This window comes from Enterobacter sp. 296B2 (assembly GCF_034106185.1).
Taxonomy (GTDB): Bacteria; Pseudomonadota; Gammaproteobacteria; order Enterobacterales; family Enterobacteriaceae; genus Enterobacter; species Enterobacter cloacae_N.
This window is the reverse complement of the sequence record NZ_JAWNCA010000012.1, coordinates 47,430-65,574: the sequence shown is the minus strand read 5'-3', so window position 1 is coordinate 65,574 and position 18,145 is coordinate 47,430. Positions and strand designations below refer to the sequence as shown.

Genomic DNA, 18,145 nt, shown 5'->3' with positions numbered 1-18,145 from the left:
GCCTGGCTGGTGACAGGGAGCAAGTCCGGTCTTATTTTGTGACCGGCAATGCCATAACGTCTTTGGTAGTCATTACCTCAGCAAATACATCGGACACACCGGCTAATGCCGCCCGCTGAAGCGTTTTGTGATCCACCACGCCACCCTGACCGTCATCCAGATCGCGTGTTGCCGTTGCATCGTCAGGAATAATCACGCTGTAACCCAGCGGTACAGCATCACGCGCGGTGGACGAAATGCACATATGCGTCATCAGGCCAATCACAATCACCTTTTTAATCCCTTTTTTCTTTAATTGCGCATCCAGATCGGTGCCAACAAAAGAGCTCGGGGTCGCTTTGGTGATAATGGCGTCTTGCGCAGAAGGCTGCAGATCTTTATGGAACTGCGCATAGATAGATCCCTCGGCAAACAGTGGACTGTCTTTCGGCCCCATATGACGAACGAAGTAGACCGGCATCCCCTTTTGGTGGGCATAGCTAACCAGCTTTTGACTATTCTTCAGTACCTTATCACCATCAGGGATCACCATCTGACCACGAAAATCTTTACCTGCGTAATATTCGTTTTGGATATCCACCACGATTAACGCAGTTTGTGAGGCGGATAAAGACGAAGTCGCCGTTGCGCCCGTCATTGCACGAATGGTTTTGGTATTCATGCGGGTTGTCTCCTGTGCGGTAGCCTCAGTGGAAAATGCGCTCATCATGCCGATTAGCAATGCTGTACGAAAAAATGGTTTCATCACGCGAACTCCTTCTGTGTTGTGTTCGGGAGCCATTATTTCTCACTGTCGCTAACGGTATGAGTCACCTGGAGAACCAATAACGATACTTTTGGGCCATTATGAGACGGCATATCTAACGGGTTCAATCAGCGGACGATTGACCAGAACGTGGTTTTTATCGGTCGGCATCGCCTTCCCGGGCCTACACTAGCTTGAACGCAGGTCGGGTAAGGCGAAGCCGCCACCCGACAAAATCAACGGCGCGATCTCACCACCTGATACCGCCGGGTAAAGTACTCAAACGGCGCGCTCCACACGTGCACCAGGCGGGTGAACGGGAAGATAAGGAAGATCGTCATCCCCAGCACCAGATGAACGCGGAAGATCGGCGCAACGCCGCTCAGCATCTCCGATGAGCCCCCCTTAAACGTCACGATCCCCTGCGCCCAGCCGACCAGCTTCATCATCTCGCTTCCGTCAGGGTACTGGGCGGAGAAAGGAATGGTTGAAAGCCCGAGGATGCACTGGATCAGCAAAATACTCATGATAATGATATCCGGCGTGGTGGACGTGGCGCGCACCCGCTGGTTGAACAGGCGGCGGTAAAGCAGCATTGACCCGCCAATCAGCGTCAGCACGCCGCAAATTCCGCCCGCAATCATGGCTAGCTGTTGCTTAACCGCGACGGGTAAAAACCAGGCGTACATCCAGTGAGGGGTTAACATGCCGAACAGGTGCCCGAAGAAGATCCCCAGAATCCCGATATGAAACAGGTTAGAGGCCCAGTTCATACCGCGCTTGCTGAGCATCTGGCTCGACGAGGCGCGCCAGGTGTACTGCCCGTAGTCGTAGCGCAGCCAGCTGCCGAGGAAAAACACGGTGGCGCAGATGTACGGATAAATGTCATAGAAAAACACGTTCAGGTAATGGATCATTTTGGGCCTCCGGCGCTGACGTCCACGTACTGCGGAGCGACGTCCTGGCTAAAGCGTCGTTGATATTGCTGCATCGGCGAGCTGTCGCACGATGTGGCGTTGTCTTCGATAAACTTCACCTGTTCCTCTTCCCACACGGCGTCCAGCGCTTGGCGGGTATCATCCCGTTTTTCACCGGATACCTGTTTCGCCACGCTGTCGCTGGAGAGCCGCGTGCCCGCCAGCGTCAGCAGGGCATCAAACAGCTGATAGTGCGCCACGCCGCGCTGCTTCAGGCGGCCGCCAATCAGCGCCAGGATCGGCGCGACGTTCTGTAATCCTTCGCGCGCCTCTTCATCAGTAACGATGCTGAGGTACTCCAGGTAGAGCGGCAGATAGTCCGGCAGTTCGCGGCAGTCGAGCGCCAGACCGGCTTTTTCATACTGCCCCATCAGGTCAACCATCGCCTGACCGCGATCGCGGGACTCGGCGTGAACGTGCTCGAACAGCAGCAGCGAGGTCGCGCGCCCGCGTTCAAACACCTCGCACCACTCGGCCTGTTTATCCAGCAGCGGGGCGCTCAGGTGCTGCTGCGCAAACGGCAGCAGCATGGGCGCGTCCTGCGCAATTAACGAAAGCGCTTCATCACGGTTTTCCCACAGCAGCTCATCGGGATACTCAATCAGCAGCGCGATGATTTTAAGGATCTGCATTATTCTCCCTCCCCGTGTTCGCGCACCTCGGTGATGTTGATCGCGTCGATGCGGCTGCTGTTGAAGAGGTTGAATTTGGTGTCGGAGCCGTGGCAGCCGTCGCCAAAGGTGAAGCCGCAGCCGTTTTTCTCCGGGAAGGCGTCGCGCGCCATTTCGCGGTGGCTGGTAGGGATCACGAAGCGGTCTTCGTAGTTGGCGATGGCCAGATAGCGGTACATCTCCTCAACCTGCGCTTCGGTCAGGCCGACCTCTTCGATGGCGCGGGTATCGGTTACGCCTTCCACGGTCTGGGAGCGTTTGTAGTGACGCATCGCCATCATGCGCTTCAGGGCACGCAGCACCGGGCCGGTATCGCCCGCGCTGAGCATGTTTGCCAGGTACTGCACTGGAATACGCAGGCTTTCCACGGCAGGCAGGACGCCGTCACTCTGCGGCAGGCCGCCGGCGTCCGCGTAGGACTGAATCGGCGACAGCGGCGGCACGTACCAGACCATCGGCAGGGTGCGGTATTCCGGGTGCAGCGGCAGGGCGAGCTTCCAGTCCATCGCCATTTTGTAGACCGGCGAACGCTGGGCGGCGTCAATCACGTTCTGCGGAATACCCTGTTTCAGCGCTTCCTCAATCACCGCCGGATCGTTCGGGTTGAGGAATACGTCACACTGGCGTTCGTACAGATCGGTTTCATGCTCGGTGCTTGCCGCCTCTTCAATGCGGTCCGCGTCGTACAGCAGCACGCCGAGATAGCGGATGCGCCCGACGCAGGTTTCCGAGCAGACGGTCGGCTGGCCGGACTCAATGCGCGGGTAGCAGAAGATGCATTTTTCTGACTTGCCGCTCTTCCAGTTGAAGTAGATTTTCTTGTACGGACAGCCGCTGATGCACAGGCGCCAGCCGCGGCATTTGTCCTGGTCGATCAGCACGATGCCGTCCTCTTCGCGCTTGTAAATTGCGCCGCTCGGGCAGGTGGCGACGCAGCTCGGGTTCAGACAGTGCTCGCACAGGCGCGGCAGGTACATCATGAAGGTGTTTTCGAACTGGCCGTACATCTCCTTCTGGATCTTCTGGAAGTTGCGGTCGCGGGCGCGTTTTTCAAACTCGCCGCCCAGCAGCTCCTCCCAGTTGGGGCCCCAGACGATTTTGTCCATCCGCTTGCCGTCAATCAGCGAGCGCGGGCGAGCGGTAGGGAGGTGATCCCCTTCCGGCGCGCGGTGCAGATCCTGATAGTCAAAGGTGAAGGGCTCGTAATAATCGTCAATCTGCGGCAGGACGGGGTTGGCGAAAATTTTCGACAGCACGCCCATTTTGCCGCCGAGGCGCGGCGTCAGCTTGCCGTGTATGCCGCGGATCCAGCCCCCTTGCCACTCCTCCTGATCTTCCCAGTTTTTCGGGTAGCCGATGCCCGGTTTGGTTTCGACGTTGTTAAACCACGCATACTCCATCCCTTCGCGCCCGGTCCAGACGTTCTTGCAGGTGACCGAGCAGGTGTGGCAGCCAATGCATTTATCGAGATTCAGAACCATGCCAACCTGTGAGCGTATCTTCATTTTTTCGCCTCCTGTACCTGATCCCGACCTTCGCCGTCCAGCCAGTTAATGTTTTTCATTTTGCGGATCATGATGAACTCGTCGCGGTTGGAGCCGACGGTGCCGTAATAGTTAAAGCTGTACGCCAGCTGGGCATAGCCGCCGATCATGTGCGTCGGTTTCGGGCAGACGCGCGTTACAGAGTTGTGGATCCCGCCGCGCCGTCCGGTCACTTCTGACCCGGGAATGTTCAGGATGCGCTCCTGGGCGTGGTACATCATGGTCATACCCGGCGGCACGCGCTGGCTGACTACCGCGCGGGCGGTGAGGGCGCCGTTGGCGTTGAAGGCTTCGATCCAGTCGTTGTCCTCAATGCCCAGCTCGCGCGCGTCGGTTTCGCTGATCCAGACGATGGGGCCGCCGCGCGACAAGGTCTGCATCAGCAGGTTTTCACTGTAGGTGGAGTGAATGCCCCATTTCTGGTGCGGCGTCAGGAAGTTGAGCGCTTTTTCCGGGAAGCCGTTCGGCGGGATCTCGCGCATATGGGTGACGCTGCGGGTGTCAATCGGTGGACGATAGGCCACCAGGCTCTCACCGAAGGCGCGCATCCAGGGATGATCCTGATACAGCTGCTGCCGACCAGAGAGGGTACGCCACGGGATCAGCTCGTGGACGTTGGTATAGCCCGCGTTGTAGGAGACATGCTCGCTTTCCAGACCGGACCAGGTCGGGCTGGAGATGATTTTACGCGGCTGCGCCTGGATATCGCGGAAGCGGATCTTCTCGTCTTCCTTATTCAGCGCCAGGTGGGTGTGATCGCGCCCGGTCAGTTCCCCGAGCGCTTCCCAGGCCTTCACCGCCACCTGGCCGTTGGTTTCCGGCGCGAGGGCGAGGATCACCTCGGAGGCATCAATGGCGGTTTCAATACGCGGTCGGCCTTTCGCCGGGCCGTCGAGCTTGACGTAGTTGAGCTTGCCGAGGAAATCCACCTCGTTCTGGGTGTTCCACGATATGCCTTTTCCGCCGTTGCCGAGCGTGTCCATCAGCGGGCCGAGGGAGGTGAAGCGCTCCCAGGTTTCCGGGTAGTTACGTTCGACCACGGCGATGTTCGGAGCCGTTTTACCGGGGATCAGATCGCATTCCCCTTTGCGCCAGTCCTGAATATCAAACGGCTGCGACAGTTCCGCCGGGGAGTCGTGCTGTAACGGCTGCAACACCACGTCAGTTTCAGTGCCCAGGTGGCCGACGCAGACCTCGGAGAAAACTTTGGCGATGCCTTTGTAGATCTCCCAGTCGCTGCGCGATTCCCACGCCGGGTCGACGGCGGCCGAGAGCGGGTGAATAAACGGGTGCATGTCCGAGGTATTCATATCGTCTTTTTCATACCAGGTGGCGGTCGGCAGAACGATATCCGAGAACAGGCAGGTGCTGGACATACGGAAGTCGAGCGTTACCAGCAGGTCCAGCTTGCCCTCGATGGCGGCGGTTTGCCACTCCACTTCCTCAGGCTTCACGTCGTCCGTTGAGCCTAAATCCTCGCCCTGAATGCCGCTCTCGGTGCCGAGCAGGTATTTCAGCATGTACTCGTGGCCTTTCCCGGACGAGCCGAGCAGGTTAGAGCGCCAGACGAACAGGTTGCGTGGATGGTTCTTACCGTTGTCCGGCTGCTCGCAGGCGAAGCGGATATCGCCGGATTTTAACGCCTGAACGGTGTACTCCTGCGGCGTCATGCCTGCCGCATCCGCGCGGGCTTTTATGTGCAGCGGATTCAGGCTGAGCTGCGGCGCCGACGGCAGCCAGCCCATGCGCTCGGCGCGGACGTTGAAGTCGATCAAGTGTCCGGTGAATTTCGACGTATCTGCCAGCGGGGAGAGCAGTTCCTGCGCAGTCAGCTTCTCGTAGCGCCACTGGCTGGCGTGGTTGTAGAAGAAGGAGGTACTGTTCATCTGGCGCGGCGGGCGGTTCCAGTCCAGCGCGAAGGCCAGCGGCAGCCAGCCGGTTTGCGGGCGTAGCTTCTCCTGGCCCACATAGTGGGACCAGCCGCCGCCGCTCTGCCCGACGCAGCCGCAGAAGACCAGCATGTTGATCATCCCGCGGTAGTTCATGTCCATGTGGTACCAGTGGTTCACCCCGGCACCGAGGATGATCATTGAGCGACCGTGCGTTTTGTGCGCCGTGTCGGCAAACTCGCGGGCGATTTTTTCAATCAGCCAGGCGGGCACGCCGGTGATCTGCTCGCCCCAGGCGGGGGTATAAGCTTTGATCTGGTCATAGCCTTCTGCGGCGTTACTGTCTTCCAGGCCGCGATCGAGACCGTAGTTAGCCAGCACCAGATCGTAAACGCTGACCACGCGTTTCTCGCTGCCGTCGGCGAGCGTCAGGGTTTTGCTCGGCACGCGGCGCGTCAGCACCGGCTCCTGCTTCACGCTGCGGAAGTGCGGGTTTTCGTTGCCGCCAAAGTAGGGGAAGGCAACGTCCGCAACGCTATCGTGGGTAATGAGCAGCGAAAGCGTCAGTTCGGTTTCCTGGCCTGCGGCAAGCGATTCCAGGTTCCATTTGCCTTTTTCTCCCCAGCGGAAACCGATAGATCCGTTTGGCACCACCAGATCCCCGGCAATATTGAAGGCGACGGTCTTCCACTCTGGGTTATTAGTTTCCCCCAGCCCGTCGACAAGGTCCGAGGCGCGCAGCATCCGGCCCGGCACCACGCGACCGTCTGACTGCTCATCCAGCAGGACCAGCATCGGCATGTCGGTATAGCGGCGGCAGTAGTTAAGGAAGTAATCACTCGGGTTATCGAGGTGGAACTCTTTGAGGATCACGTGGCCCATCGCCATTGCGAGGGCGCTGTCGGTGCCCTGTTTAGGGGCAAGCCACTGGTCGCTCAGCTTAGCCACTTCAGAGAAGTCCGGCGTAATGGCGACGGTCTTGGTCCCCTTGTAGCGCACCTCGGTGAAGAAGTGGGCGTCCGGGGTACGGGTCTGCGGCACGTTCGAGCCCCAGGCGATGATGTAGCTGGAGTTGTACCAGTCGGCGGACTCCGGCACGTCGGTCTGCTCGCCCCAGGTCATCGGCGATGCAGGCGGCAGGTCACAGTACCAGTCGTAGAAGCTCAGGCAGGTGCCGCCCAGCAGGGAGAGATAGCGCGTACCGGCGGCGTAGGAGACCATCGACATCGCCGGAATAGGCGAGAAACCGGCCACGCGATCCGGGCCGTAGTGTTTGATGGTCCAGACGTTGGCGGCGGCAATCAGCTGGTTTAGCTCTTTCCAGTTCGAGCGGATAAACCCGCCTTTACCGCGCGCCTTCCTGTAGCTCTGCGCCTTTTGCGGATCGTTTTGAATGGCATCCCAGGCCAGCACCGGATCGGTATGCTGCGCCAGCGCCTCGCGCCAGAGTTCAATCAGCCGGCGGCGCACCAGCGGGTATTTGAGACGGTTGGCGCTGTAGAGATACCACGAGTAGCTTGCGCCACGCGGGCAGCCGCGCGGCTCGTGGTTGGGCAGGTCAGGGCGGGTGCGGGGGTAATCGGTCTGCTGGGTTTCCCAGGTCACCAGGCCGTTTTTGACGTAAATCTTCCAGCTGCAGGAGCCGGTACAGTTCACGCCGTGGGTGGAACGGACAATCTTGTCGAACTGCCAGCGCTGACGGTAGCTGTCCTCCCAGTCGCGGTTGGTGTGATACACCTGCCCGTGCCCATCGGCGAAACTGTCACCTTTTGTTTTGAAGTAACGGAAGCGGTCCAACAGTTTGCTCATGACATTTCTCCTGCTTCGATAGCATGGCCGGAGAGTGCTGCATCACGCTCCGGCGAAGATGTAATTTTTATTTTTGTGAGGATTTGCGGCCGTACACCAGCCAGGTGACAAGCACGCAGACGATGTAAAACGCGAGGAAGACCTTCATGGCACCGACCGGTGACCCGGTCATCGCCAGCGAGGTGCCAAAGGCTTTGGGAATAAAGAACCCGCCAACGGCGCCGATGGCGGAGATAAAGCCCAGCGCGGCAGCGGTCTCCGTCACCGCTTCGTGCTGCGCCTGTTCGTCCGTGCCGCCCTGCTTTTTGACGCGGTCGAGGGTGATTTGGCGGAAGATAATCGCGATCATCTGGAAGGTCGAACCGCTGCCCAGCCCGGCGGTAAGGAACAGGCCCATAAACACCAGATAGAAGGCGACAAAGCTGCCGGAGCCAGAGCCGGGCAGGGTCAGGAAGATCAGGGCGCTAAAGAGGGCCATAAAGACGAAGTTAATCAGCGTGACCCGCACGCCGCCCAGTTTGTCAGAGATCATCCCGCCCGCTGAACGCGCCAGCGCGCCGATAAGTGGGCCAAAGAAAGCGAGGTGCAGGATGTTCACGTCCGGGAACTGGGTTTTTGACAGCATGGCAAAGCCCGCCGAGAAGCCGATAAAGGAGCCGAAGGTCGCCAGATAGAGCAGGCTCAGGAGCCAGAGGTGAAAGCGCTTCAGCACCGGCAGCTGGCTGGCGATGGAGGCTTTTGAACTGGCAATATCGTTCATGCCAAAAAACGCCGCAAGGGTTGCCAGCAGCAGCAGCGGCGCCCAGATCCAGGCCGCATTGGCCAGCCACATCGTCGAGCCGTCTTCCTGCGGCACGCCGTGCACGCCGAGGAAGGTAAACATCGGCAGGAAAATCACCAATGGCGCCACCAGCTGCATCACGCTGACGCCCAGGTTGCCCAGCCCGCCGTTGATGCCCAGCGCGCTGCCCTGTCTGGCTTTCGGGAAGAAGAAGCTGATGTTACCCATGCTGGATGCGAAGTTGGCCCCGGCAAAACCGCAGAGCAGCGCGATGATGATAAAAACCCAGTACGGGGTGGACGTATTTTGAACGGCAATCCCCAGCCAGACGCAGGGAATAATCAGGATAACGGTACTCAATACCGTCCAGTAACGTCCGCCAAATATTGGCACCATAAACGAGTAGGGGACGCGTAATATCGCGCCGGAGAGCGAAGGTAATGCCGTTAGCATAAAAAGCTCATCGGTGGAGAAATTAAATCCGACTTTATTGAGGTTGACCGCAACGGCGCTAAATAGCATCCACACGCAAAACGCAAGGAGCAGACAAGCCACAGATATCCATAGGTTTCTTCGTGCGATATGTTTTCCTTTATTCTCCCAAAATTGCGTGTTTTCAGGTTTCCAGTTACTCAACAGATGCTGATTATTCTTTTCACTTTGTTGCGACATATCGCCCTCTTGCTTACCTTAACGGAGAGAAAAATGAAGTAAAAACAAAAAGATGGGTGGTTATGTATTATTGGGTTTTTAGGATGCTTTGGGATACATCTGAAAGGATAGATAAAAAAGCGAACCCCCGAGATTAGAATGGAAATAAGGGTTCGCTTAATGTGTTACTAATTGTAAATGTCGCGTAAATTAATACTCCAGAAGGAGTATTAAAACAATTCCAGCGTGATATGTTTGTCGAGATGCTTATTAAACGCCGTATCGTCCATTTCAGGCATATTTAATACGGCGATCCCATCCAGGCCACAAACCAGCCCTATTAAACGCCAGGCGATATTTTCCGCCCGATCGCTAAGCGTGAACGCGCAGGCAGCCGCCCCGGCACGGATAATCGCCACGGTCTCCTGATGCCACATCTCCATGGTCAGGACATAAGCCGCTTTGATCTCGGGATCCCGGCTGGCGAGAATTTGGGCTTCCCGCCAGAGGCGAATGTAAGGTTCAAGGCCACCGTCGTCACTGCCGAGCATGCTGTGCAGCCGTTCCCGCCAACTGGCGTTTTCGCCCACCACGTCGGCATCCAGCAGCTCGCGGATCACGCGCACAAACGCCAGCGATTTTAACTCGCCGCCGGAGGCAAAGTGGTGGTGGACCTGTCCGGTCGCGACGCCCGCTTCTGCGGCAATGCGCCGTACCGTCATGGCGGCCAGCCCCTCGCTCAGGGCCACACGCATCGCGGCCTGGAGGATTGCTTCCCGTCTCTCTTCCTTGTTCAAATACCGCATTTCTTTCTACCCTCAATAGGACCGAAACGAGTGTAACAAAAAGCTGGACATGCGTTCAACTTTACGTAGGATCGCATCCTGGACATGTGTCCATGTTTGAATAAAAAGGAAATTTATGTTTCGTCAGTGGTTAGCGTTAGTGATTATCGTGCTGGTGTATATCCCGGTGGCGATTGACGCGACGGTGCTGCACGTGGCGGCGCCGACATTGAGCATGACGCTGGGCGCCAGCGGCAATGAATTGCTGTGGATCATCGATATTTACTCGCTGGTAATGGCGGGAATGGTGCTGCCGATGGGCGCCCTGGGTGACCGCATCGGTTTTAAACGGCTATTGATGATCGGCAGCACGCTGTTTGGCCTGTCGTCGTTGGCGGCCGCGTTTGCCCCCTCTGCAGGGTGGCTGATAGCGGCGCGCGCCTCGCTGGCGATCGGTGCGGCAATGATCATCCCGGCTACGCTTGCGGGGATCCGCACGCTCTTTACCGACGCGAAAGATCGCAACATCGCGCTCGGCGTCTGGGCGGCGGTGGGTTCAGGCGGGGCGGCGTTTGGTCCGCTGATTGGCGGTATGCTGCTGGAGCACTTCTACTGGGGCTCGGTATTTTTGATCAACGTGCCGATCGTGCTTATCGTCGTTACCCTTGCCGCGCGCTTTGTCCCGCAGCAGGAAGGGCGCCCTGAGCAGCCGTTAAATATCAGCCATGCGATCATGCTGATTGTGGCCATTCTACTGCTGGTCTACAGCGCCAAAACTGCGTTAAAAGGCGTTCTGTCGCCGTGGCTTGTGGCGTGTACCTTGCTCACGGGGGCCGTGATGCTGTTTATTTTCGTGCGTATCCAGCTGCGCGCCCGGGTGCCGATGATCGACATGCGCCTGTTCTGTCACCGCATCATTTTAAGCGGCGTGGTGATGGCGATGACGGCGATGATCGCGCTGGTGGGCTTTGAACTGCTGATGGCGCAAGAGCTGCAGTTTGTCCACGGCTTTACGCCCTTCGAGGCGGGCATGTTCATGCTCCCGGTGATGGTGGCTAGCGGATTCAGCGGGCCGATCGCCGGTGTGCTGGTGGGCCGTCTGGGGCTGCGCATTGTCGCTGCGGGTGGTATGGGCCTCAGTGCGGTCAGCTTTATCGGTCTGTCGATGCTTGATTTCAGCACGCAGCAGTGGCAGGCGTGGGGCCTGATGGTGCTGCTGGGCTTTAGCGCCGCCAGCGCGCTTCTGGCCTCGACCTCGGCCATTATGGCGGCCGCGCCGAAAGAGAAAGCTGCCGCCGCAGGGGCCATTGAAACCATGTCCTATGAACTGGGCGCCGGGCTGGGGATCGCCATCTTTGGTCTGCTGTTGACCCGCAGCTTCTCCGCGTCAATTAATCTGCCGCAGGGGCTCAATGCATCGCTCGTCGACCAGGCTTCGTCATCCATAGGTGAGGCAATGAAGGTAGCGCAGGATCTGACGCCAACGCTGGCGGAGCCGGTGATTGAAGCGGCGAAAAGCGCGTTTATCACCTCGCACAGCGTGGCGCTGGGCAGCGCAGGAGGAATGCTGTTGCTGCTGGCCGTCGGGATCTGGTTTAGCCTGGCGAAGGTGCCGAAGCCGTAAAATGTGCCAGGTTGAGCTTACCGGGCCTGCGGGAGCGTTTTTGCAGGCCCGGTAAGGCGGCTTATGTGTCCTGCGCGGCGGCAAGCACGCTGTGCAGCAGCACGTTTGCCCCTTTCTCTGCCCACTCCGGCAGGATCTTCTCGGCTTCGTTGTGGCTGATACCCTTCACGCAGGGAATGAAGATCATGCTGGCAGGCGCGACTTTGCTGACGTAGCAGGCGTCGTGTCCCGCGCCAGAGACCATGGATTTCGACGAATAGCCCAGTTCCGCTAGTGCTTTCTCCGTGCGGGCCAGGCATACGGCATCAAACGCAATCGGCGCGTAGTCAAAAATCCGTTCCACATCAGCCGTTACGCCCCGCGCGCTCAGGCTTTGCGCCGCCAGATGCAGCGCTGTCTCCATCGCTTCCAGCGCCTCCCGGGCAGGATGTCTGAACTCCACGCTGCACACCACGCGAGACGGCACCACGTTGCGCGAGTTTGGCGTAACCTGCGCCATACCGATCGTCGCGCGTCCGTCCGGCGCATGCCGATAGCCAATCTCTTCCACCTTCAGCGCCAGATCGGCAAATGCGGTTAACGCATCGCGGCGGCTGTGCATCGGCGTGGTGCCTGCATGGGCGGCGAATCCATCCAGCGTGAGGGTAAACCAGCGCTGGCCCATAGCCGCACGGACTAACCCGATATCGACGGCTTCATCTTCCAGGATCGGGCCCTGTTCGATGTGCAGTTCGTAGCAGGCGTGAACCGGAAACGCGCGGGCAGGGGCTTCCCCCCGGTAGCAGATGTTATCCAGCGCTTCCCCCACGGTGATGCCTTCGTTATCCGCGCGGGAATGCGCGTACGCTTCGCTAAACTGTCCCGCCCAGACCCCTGAAGCGAGCATGGCCGGTGCAAAGCGCGCGCCTTCTTCGTTAGTCCAGTTCACCAGCACAACGTCACGTTCAGTCTCAACGTGATAATCGTTAAGGGTTCGCAGCAGCTCCAGCCCGGCCAGCACGCCGTACACCCCGTCGTAGTTACCGCCCAGCGGCTGGGTATCCACATGTGAACCTGTCATGACCGGAGCAAGCTGCGGGTTTTTCCCGGCGCGGCGGATAAACATAGTGCCCATGCTGTCGATGTCGCAGGTGAAACCCGCGTCCAGCGCCCAGTCGCGCAGCAGGTTACGCGCAATGCGATCTTCCTCGCTCAGTGCCAGACGGGTCACGCCACCGGCGGGCGTGCCTCCGATCTGCGCCATCATCTCAAGGGTTGACCACAGCCGTTCGGCGTTAACGCGGATCATGTCTTGTCCTTACTGCTGCGGTAGCGGAAATCACAGCACGAACCGCCCTGCATGATGGTGGTCGTGCGGGTCAGCTTTACGTCCGGCGCATAGCCAACGATGAATTTTTCATCGCGCGCGCAGGAGAGCAGATGACCAATCTCGCCCAGCCCCATTTCGTGATACATCTCCGCGTAGCGGCAGCGGGTCACGTTGTAGTTGTACTGCTGGTCGTCGGCGTCGATCACTTTCACGTCAAGCGCGTTATCTTTTTCCCACAGATACTGCAGAGCGATGAAACTCTTGACGTCCGCGCCGTTGGGTTCTTTGCTGGCAAACGCTTTGCCTGCGTCAATCGCGGCCTGCTCGATAGCCTCGCCAATGACCGCCTGTGCGCGAGCTTTTCCTATCTCGCGCACCAGGATTTCATAAATTGGCTTAATAATTTCTGCTTCAATTTTGCGGCGGGCGAGAATGCCCAGCTCGTTATTATCACTCATCACATTGCCCTCACTGCGTTACTTCGCTTTTGCGCCACCCAGCACGGTCTGCGGCTGCCATTTGCCATCGACAACTTTGTAAACGGTGAAAGACGGCGATTTCAGGTTACCTTCTTTATCAAACGCGATCTGTCCGGTGACGCCGGCGTAGCTGATGGCGCGCAGGCCGGGCAGATAGTCGGACGGCTCAACGGAGTCTGCTTTTTCCATCGCCGCAACCAGCACGCGGGTAGCGTCATAGGCGAACGGGGCGTGCAGTTCGATATGGGTGTGGTAGCGTGACTGGTACGCCTGTTCGAACGCTTTACCGCCCGGCATCTGGTCTACCGGCAGACCCGGCTCCAGCGCGACCACGCCTTCGCCTTCTTTCTGCGCCAGCTGCAGGAACGTCTGGCTGACAAATCCGCCTGCGCCCATCAGGGTGGCGTTCATGCCCAGCTGTTTGATACGACGCGCCAGCGGTGCGGCCTGGCTGTCGACGCCGCCGAAGAAGATCAGATCGGCGTTTTTACTCCGGATAGCGGTCAGCACGGCGCTGAAGTCCACCGTTTTGTCATCCACATACTGACGATCGACAACCTTCACGCCCTGCGCTTCAAGCGATTTAATAAACTGGTCCGCCAGACCCTGACCAAAGGCGGTACGGTCGTCGATCACCGCAATGCGTTTGGCTTTCAGCGCGTTGACCGCGTACTGGCCGGCGAGCTGGCCGCCGTCATCGTCGTGGCCCATCACGCGGAAGCTGGTGTCAAAACCCTGTTTGGTATAGGCATGGCCGGTTGCGACCGGTGCCACCTGGGCGATGCCCGCATCGTGGTAAATGCGGGCCGCAGGAATGCTGGTGCCGGTGTTCCAGTGGCCGACCACACCTGCCACGCCGCTGTCGACAAGGCGCTGCGCGACGGCTACGGCAGTGCGCGGGTCTGACTGATCGTCTTCGGACTGCAGTTTGAAGGTTACCGCTTTGCCGCCGATGGTCGGGTGCTGCTTGTTGATGTCATCGATAGCCAGCTGCGCGCCGTTTTCCAGATCTTTACCGATACGGGCAGACGGGCCGGTGAGCGGGCCTGCCAGACCGATAACTACGGTTTCCCCTTCGGCGGCCCAGGCACCGGTAGAGGCAAAACTACCGAGCAGAATAGCGGCGCTGAGCGCACTGATTTTTACTGTTTTCATTGTATTTCCCTGATGTTGGCTGGTGTTGTTAAACAGGCATTTCGCCCAAATAAATCTGTGCAATCTGGTCGTCATTGAGCAGCGCTTTCGATTCGCCATGATGAACAATGCTGCCGCTGTCCATGACCCACGCGCTGTCGGTGACTTCCAGCGCGAGACGGGCGTTTTGTTCGATGAGAAGCAGGGCAACGCCGCGCTCGCGCAGGTCGGCGATGACGGAAAAAATGTTTTCTACCATCTTCGGCGCAAGGCCCATCGAGGGTTCGTCGAGGATCAACAGCCGCGGGTGACTGAGCAGGGCACGGTTAAGGGCCAGCAGCTGTTGCTCACCGCCGGACAGCAGGCCGGCAAGCTGATGCTGGCGTTCGCCCAGACGCGGGAAGCGCCCGAAAATATCGTTCATCTCGCGCTTAACGGTGACAGTGTCACGCCTGAGCCAGGCGCCCATCTGCAGATTTTCCAGTACCGTCATGCGGGAGAAGATCCCGCGTCCCTCCGGGACCATGACCAGCCCGTCGCGGAGCAGGGCTTCGGGGCTGTGTTTACGTACCGCTTTACCGCTGAATTCAATGCTGCCGCTAAAGCTTTCCAGCCCGGTAACGGCGCGCACGGTGGAGCTTTTCCCCGCGCCGTTAGCGCCGATCAGCGTAGCCTGTTCGCCCTCGTGAAGGGTAAAGGAGACATCGCGTACGGCCTGAATGCCGCCGTAATGCACGTCCAGACGTTCTACCTTCAGTAATTCAGACATGGGGGTTGCCTCCAAGCCAGGCGGCGATCACCGCCGGGTCGCGACGCACGCTTTCCGGCGTGCCGGTGGCGAGCGTTTTGCCGTAATCGAGCACCGTCAGGCGGTCGCAGATGCCCATCACCAGCTTGACGTCATGCTCAATCATCAGCAGGGTTTTACCGTCATCCCGGATACGGGTAAGTAGTTCGCCAAGCGCCACTTTTTCCGCCGCGTTCATCCCGGCGGCGGGTTCGTCCAGCGCCAGCAGCAGCGGTTCCGTTGCCAGCGCGCGGGCAATTTCGAGACGGCGCTGGTGACCATAGGCCAGATCGCGGGCGCGGTAGTGGGCGAACTTCGCAATACCGGTGTACTCCAGCCAGTGCCAGGCCAGCTCCCGGGTCTGCCTCTCTTCCTCGCGTGCACGTCTGTGGCGGCTCAGCGCGGCCCACAGACCGTTACGGGTGCGCACGTGGCGGCCCACCATCACGTTTTCCAGCACCGACATGTCGTTAAAGAGGCGCACGTTCTGAAAGGTGCGCGCAATCCCGGCGGCGGTAACGTTCTCAATGTGCTTCGGGAAATAGGGCTTATCGGCAATAGAAAACTCACCGCTGTCCGCCGGATAAAGCCCGGTGATCAGGTTAAAGCAGGTGGTTTTTCCCGCCCCGTTAGGGCCGATGAGTCCGTAGATCTCACCCTTATTTACGCAGAGCGAAACGTCGTCCACGGCGGTAAGGCCGCCGAAGCGTTTTGACATATTACGCACGGTTAACAGACTCATGTATTCACCTCTTTGTGGCGTACCGGCCAGATCCCAGAGGGGCGCACCAGCATGACCAGTACCAGCGCCAGGCCGTAGAAAAGCTGACGCAACACTTCCGGGTCAATCAGTACCGTGCCGAACAGCGCCTGCTGTATCGGGGCTGCCTGGCTGCGCAGCAGTTCCGGCAGGGCGGTAAGCAGTACCGCGCCGAGGATCACGCCGGGAATGTGCCCCATACCGCCCAGCACCACCATCGCCAGCACGGCAATGGATTCCTGTAAAGTGAAGGATTCCGGGGAGACAAAGCCCTGAAACGCGCCGAACAGGGCGCCCGCCACGCCACCAAAAGAGGCGCCCATCGCAAAGGCCAGCAGCTTGTAGTTACGCACGTTGATGCCCATCGCGCGGGCCACATCCTCGTCTTCACGGATGGCGTGCCAGGCACGACCAATACGGGAATGCTGCAGGCGCAGGCAGACAACAATAATCGCCACAATGACCAGCATCAGCAGGTAGTACCACAGCCACAGGGCAGGCACTTTAACGCCGAACCAGTGATAGACGCCGCTGAACTTCAGGCCGAACAGATTCAGCGTATCTACCCCAGTGATGCCCTTTGCACCATTGGTGATGTTCACCGGACGGTCGAGGTTACGCATCAGGATGCGGATAATTTCCCCAAATCCGAGGGTCACTATCGCCAGGTAGTCGCCACGCAGCTTCAGCGTGGGAGCACCCAGTAAAATGCCGCAGACTGCGGCAACAAGCGCAGCCAGCGGAATAATCAGCAGATATGATGTGTGCAGCCCGTCCGGGAACCAGACGCCGAGGAGAGGAAATACCTCCAGCAAATGTGGCGAGGCCATTAGCGCAGCGAGGTAAGCCCCGACCGCGTAAAAGGCGATAAACCCCATATCCAGCAGGCCGGTATAGCCCACCACAATATTGAGCCCCAGCGCCAGCATGATGTAGAGCAGGGCGAAGTCGATAACGCGCACCCAGTAGTTGCCGCCCAGCTGCGTGGCTACCATGGGGGCAACCAGCAGCGCAAGGCAGAACAGGCTCATGCCTGACCAGAATTTGCGCGTTGTTGCCGGGGTCTGGAGTTGAAGTGTTGTCATGGTATTCCTTACGCTCTGTGCGCCACGCGCTCGCCCAGCAGGCCAGCCGGACGGAAGACCAGCACCAGGATCAGCACCATAAAGGCAAAGACGTCCTGATAGTTGCTGCCAAATACGCCATCGGTTAGTTCACCAAGGTAACCTGCGCCCAGCGCTTCGATAATGCCGAGCAGGATGCCGCCAACCATTGCGCCACGAATGTTGCCAATGCCCCCCAGTACGGCGGCGGTAAAGGCTTTAATCCCGGGCAAAAAGCCCATTGAGAAGCTGGCGTTGCCGTAGTTGCTCGCCATCATCACGCCTGCCAGCGCGGCAAATACGCCACCAATGGCAAACGTCAGGGTAATAATGGCGTTTGGGTTAACCCCCATCAGCATTGCCACGCGTGGGTTTTCCGCAACGGCGCGCATGCCGCGCCCCAGGCGGGTGTATTCCACCAGCAGCCACAGCCCAGTCATTACCGCCAGCGCCAGGACAACGGTGACGATACCGGTGACGGTGATGATGGCGGGAGGATGCGCTTCGCTGCCGGATGTGACGGCGATAGGGTCCATCGGCAGGATCTGCGGGAACATCAGCGGGTTGCGCGTCCAGATAATCATCGCCAGGGTTTGCAGCAGGACGGAGACGCCGATACCCGAGATCAGCGGCGCCAGGCGCGGGGCGTTGCGCAGCCGGCGGTAGGCAAAGCGCTCAACGGCCATGGCCAGCAGGGCGCAGACGGCCATCGCAATCACAAGGGCAACACCAAGCTGCAACAGCAGCGGCATGTGCGGAAAGGTGGCGTTCAGGGCGTTAATGGCGGAAAGCGTGGTGAGCGCCCCGACCATCAGAATATCGCCGTGAGCGAAGTTAATAATGCGCAAGATGCCATACACCATGGTATAGCCCAGCGCGATCAGCGCGTAAATGCTTCCCAGCATCACGCCGTTGATCAGTTGTTGTATGAGTGTATCCAACGTTTGTACCCGCAAAGAGCTTCTTCTGCGGCTACCATCCGATAAATGAATTAAATTGTAAAATACACATATATTATTTCTTATGATAAACCGATATTGCTTTATCTTGATGATTTATATAAAGATAGTGTAAGCCTGTTTTTGGCGGATAAGCCT

The 18,145-nt window shown here is 58.8% G+C and carries 15 protein-coding genes; 1 reads left to right on the top strand and 14 read right to left on the bottom strand.

Annotated elements, in window-relative coordinates; translation table 11 throughout:
* Window positions 1-31: 31 nt before the first annotated feature.
* The 7 genes from URZ40_RS11270 to URZ40_RS11240 all read right to left on the bottom strand — a co-directional run bounded on the left by URZ40_RS11270 (window position 32) and on the right by URZ40_RS11240 (window position 9,873).
* Complete coding sequence (locus URZ40_RS11270; RefSeq protein WP_320720553.1) at window positions 32-745, bottom strand: isochorismatase family protein; 714 nt, start codon at window positions 743-745, stop codon at window positions 32-34.
* A gap of 236 nt (window positions 746-981) precedes the next feature.
* Window positions 982-1,662 (bottom strand): respiratory nitrate reductase subunit gamma, encoded by a 681-nt coding sequence (narI, locus tag URZ40_RS11265; RefSeq protein ID WP_061098122.1) that lies wholly within the window; start codon window positions 1,660-1,662, stop codon window positions 982-984.
* The gene (narW, locus tag URZ40_RS11260; protein WP_320720552.1) at window positions 1,659-2,354 is read right to left on the bottom strand and encodes a nitrate reductase molybdenum cofactor assembly chaperone; all 696 of its coding nucleotides are present in this window, start codon (window positions 2,352-2,354) and stop codon (window positions 1,659-1,661) included. Before narW ends, narI begins: the two co-directional genes overlap by 4 nt.
* A complete protein-coding gene (gene narH, locus URZ40_RS11255; protein WP_008501747.1) occupies window positions 2,354-3,898 on the bottom strand; it encodes a nitrate reductase subunit beta in 1,545 nt (514 codons plus the stop codon). The genes narW and narH overlap by 1 nt, the downstream gene beginning before the upstream one ends.
* Window positions 3,895-7,635, bottom strand: coding sequence for a nitrate reductase subunit alpha (locus URZ40_RS11250; RefSeq protein ID WP_316379212.1), 3,741 nt, complete (start codon window positions 7,633-7,635; stop codon window positions 3,895-3,897). The genes narH and URZ40_RS11250 overlap by 4 nt, the downstream gene beginning before the upstream one ends.
* A 67-nt stretch (window positions 7,636-7,702) precedes the next feature.
* Window positions 7,703-9,088, bottom strand: a complete 1,386-nt coding sequence (locus URZ40_RS11245) for a NarK family nitrate/nitrite MFS transporter (protein WP_320720551.1) — start codon at window positions 9,086-9,088, stop codon at window positions 7,703-7,705.
* A gap of 209 nt (window positions 9,089-9,297) precedes the next feature.
* Window positions 9,298-9,873: a TetR family transcriptional regulator gene (locus URZ40_RS11240; protein ID WP_320720550.1), complete on the bottom strand. Its 576-nt coding sequence runs from the start codon at window positions 9,871-9,873 to the stop codon at window positions 9,298-9,300.
* A 115-nt stretch (window positions 9,874-9,988) separates the two neighbouring features.
* On the opposite strand from URZ40_RS11240, the gene URZ40_RS11235 reads away from it, so the two are divergent.
* Complete coding sequence (locus URZ40_RS11235; protein ID WP_116339714.1) at window positions 9,989-11,476, top strand: MFS transporter; 1,488 nt, start codon at window positions 9,989-9,991, stop codon at window positions 11,474-11,476.
* Between the two features lie 61 nt (window positions 11,477-11,537).
* Here the strand turns inward: URZ40_RS11235 and URZ40_RS11230 are convergent, their stop codons facing one another.
* The 7 genes from URZ40_RS11230 to URZ40_RS11200 are packed head-to-tail and all read right to left on the bottom strand — an operon-like array spanning window position 11,538 to window position 17,989.
* Window positions 11,538-12,764 (bottom strand): Zn-dependent hydrolase, encoded by a 1,227-nt coding sequence (locus URZ40_RS11230; protein WP_320720549.1) that lies wholly within the window; start codon window positions 12,762-12,764, stop codon window positions 11,538-11,540.
* Window positions 12,761-13,243, bottom strand: a complete 483-nt coding sequence (locus tag URZ40_RS11225; RefSeq protein ID WP_116339718.1) for an L-2-amino-thiazoline-4-carboxylic acid hydrolase — start codon at window positions 13,241-13,243, stop codon at window positions 12,761-12,763. Before URZ40_RS11225 ends, URZ40_RS11230 begins: the two co-directional genes overlap by 4 nt.
* Before the next feature lie 18 nt (window positions 13,244-13,261).
* Window positions 13,262-14,419 carry a branched-chain amino acid ABC transporter substrate-binding protein gene (locus URZ40_RS11220; RefSeq protein WP_320720548.1) on the bottom strand — a complete coding sequence of 386 codons (1,158 nt, stop codon included), beginning with the start codon at window positions 14,417-14,419 and terminating at the stop codon, window positions 13,262-13,264.
* A 28-nt stretch (window positions 14,420-14,447) separates the two neighbouring features.
* Window positions 14,448-15,167: an ABC transporter ATP-binding protein gene (locus URZ40_RS11215; RefSeq protein ID WP_320720547.1), complete on the bottom strand. Its 720-nt coding sequence runs from the start codon at window positions 15,165-15,167 to the stop codon at window positions 14,448-14,450.
* Window positions 15,160-15,927, bottom strand: a complete 768-nt coding sequence (locus tag URZ40_RS11210) for an ABC transporter ATP-binding protein (RefSeq protein ID WP_320720546.1) — start codon at window positions 15,925-15,927, stop codon at window positions 15,160-15,162. Before URZ40_RS11210 ends, URZ40_RS11215 begins: the two co-directional genes overlap by 8 nt.
* Complete coding sequence (locus URZ40_RS11205; protein ID WP_320720545.1) at window positions 15,924-17,030, bottom strand: ABC transporter permease subunit; 1,107 nt, start codon at window positions 17,028-17,030, stop codon at window positions 15,924-15,926. The genes URZ40_RS11210 and URZ40_RS11205 overlap by 4 nt, the downstream gene beginning before the upstream one ends.
* Window positions 17,031-17,038: 8 nt before the next feature.
* Window positions 17,039-17,989, bottom strand: coding sequence for a branched-chain amino acid ABC transporter permease (locus tag URZ40_RS11200; RefSeq protein WP_192982180.1), 951 nt, complete (start codon window positions 17,987-17,989; stop codon window positions 17,039-17,041).
* Between the last annotated feature and the right edge of the window lie 156 nt (window positions 17,990-18,145).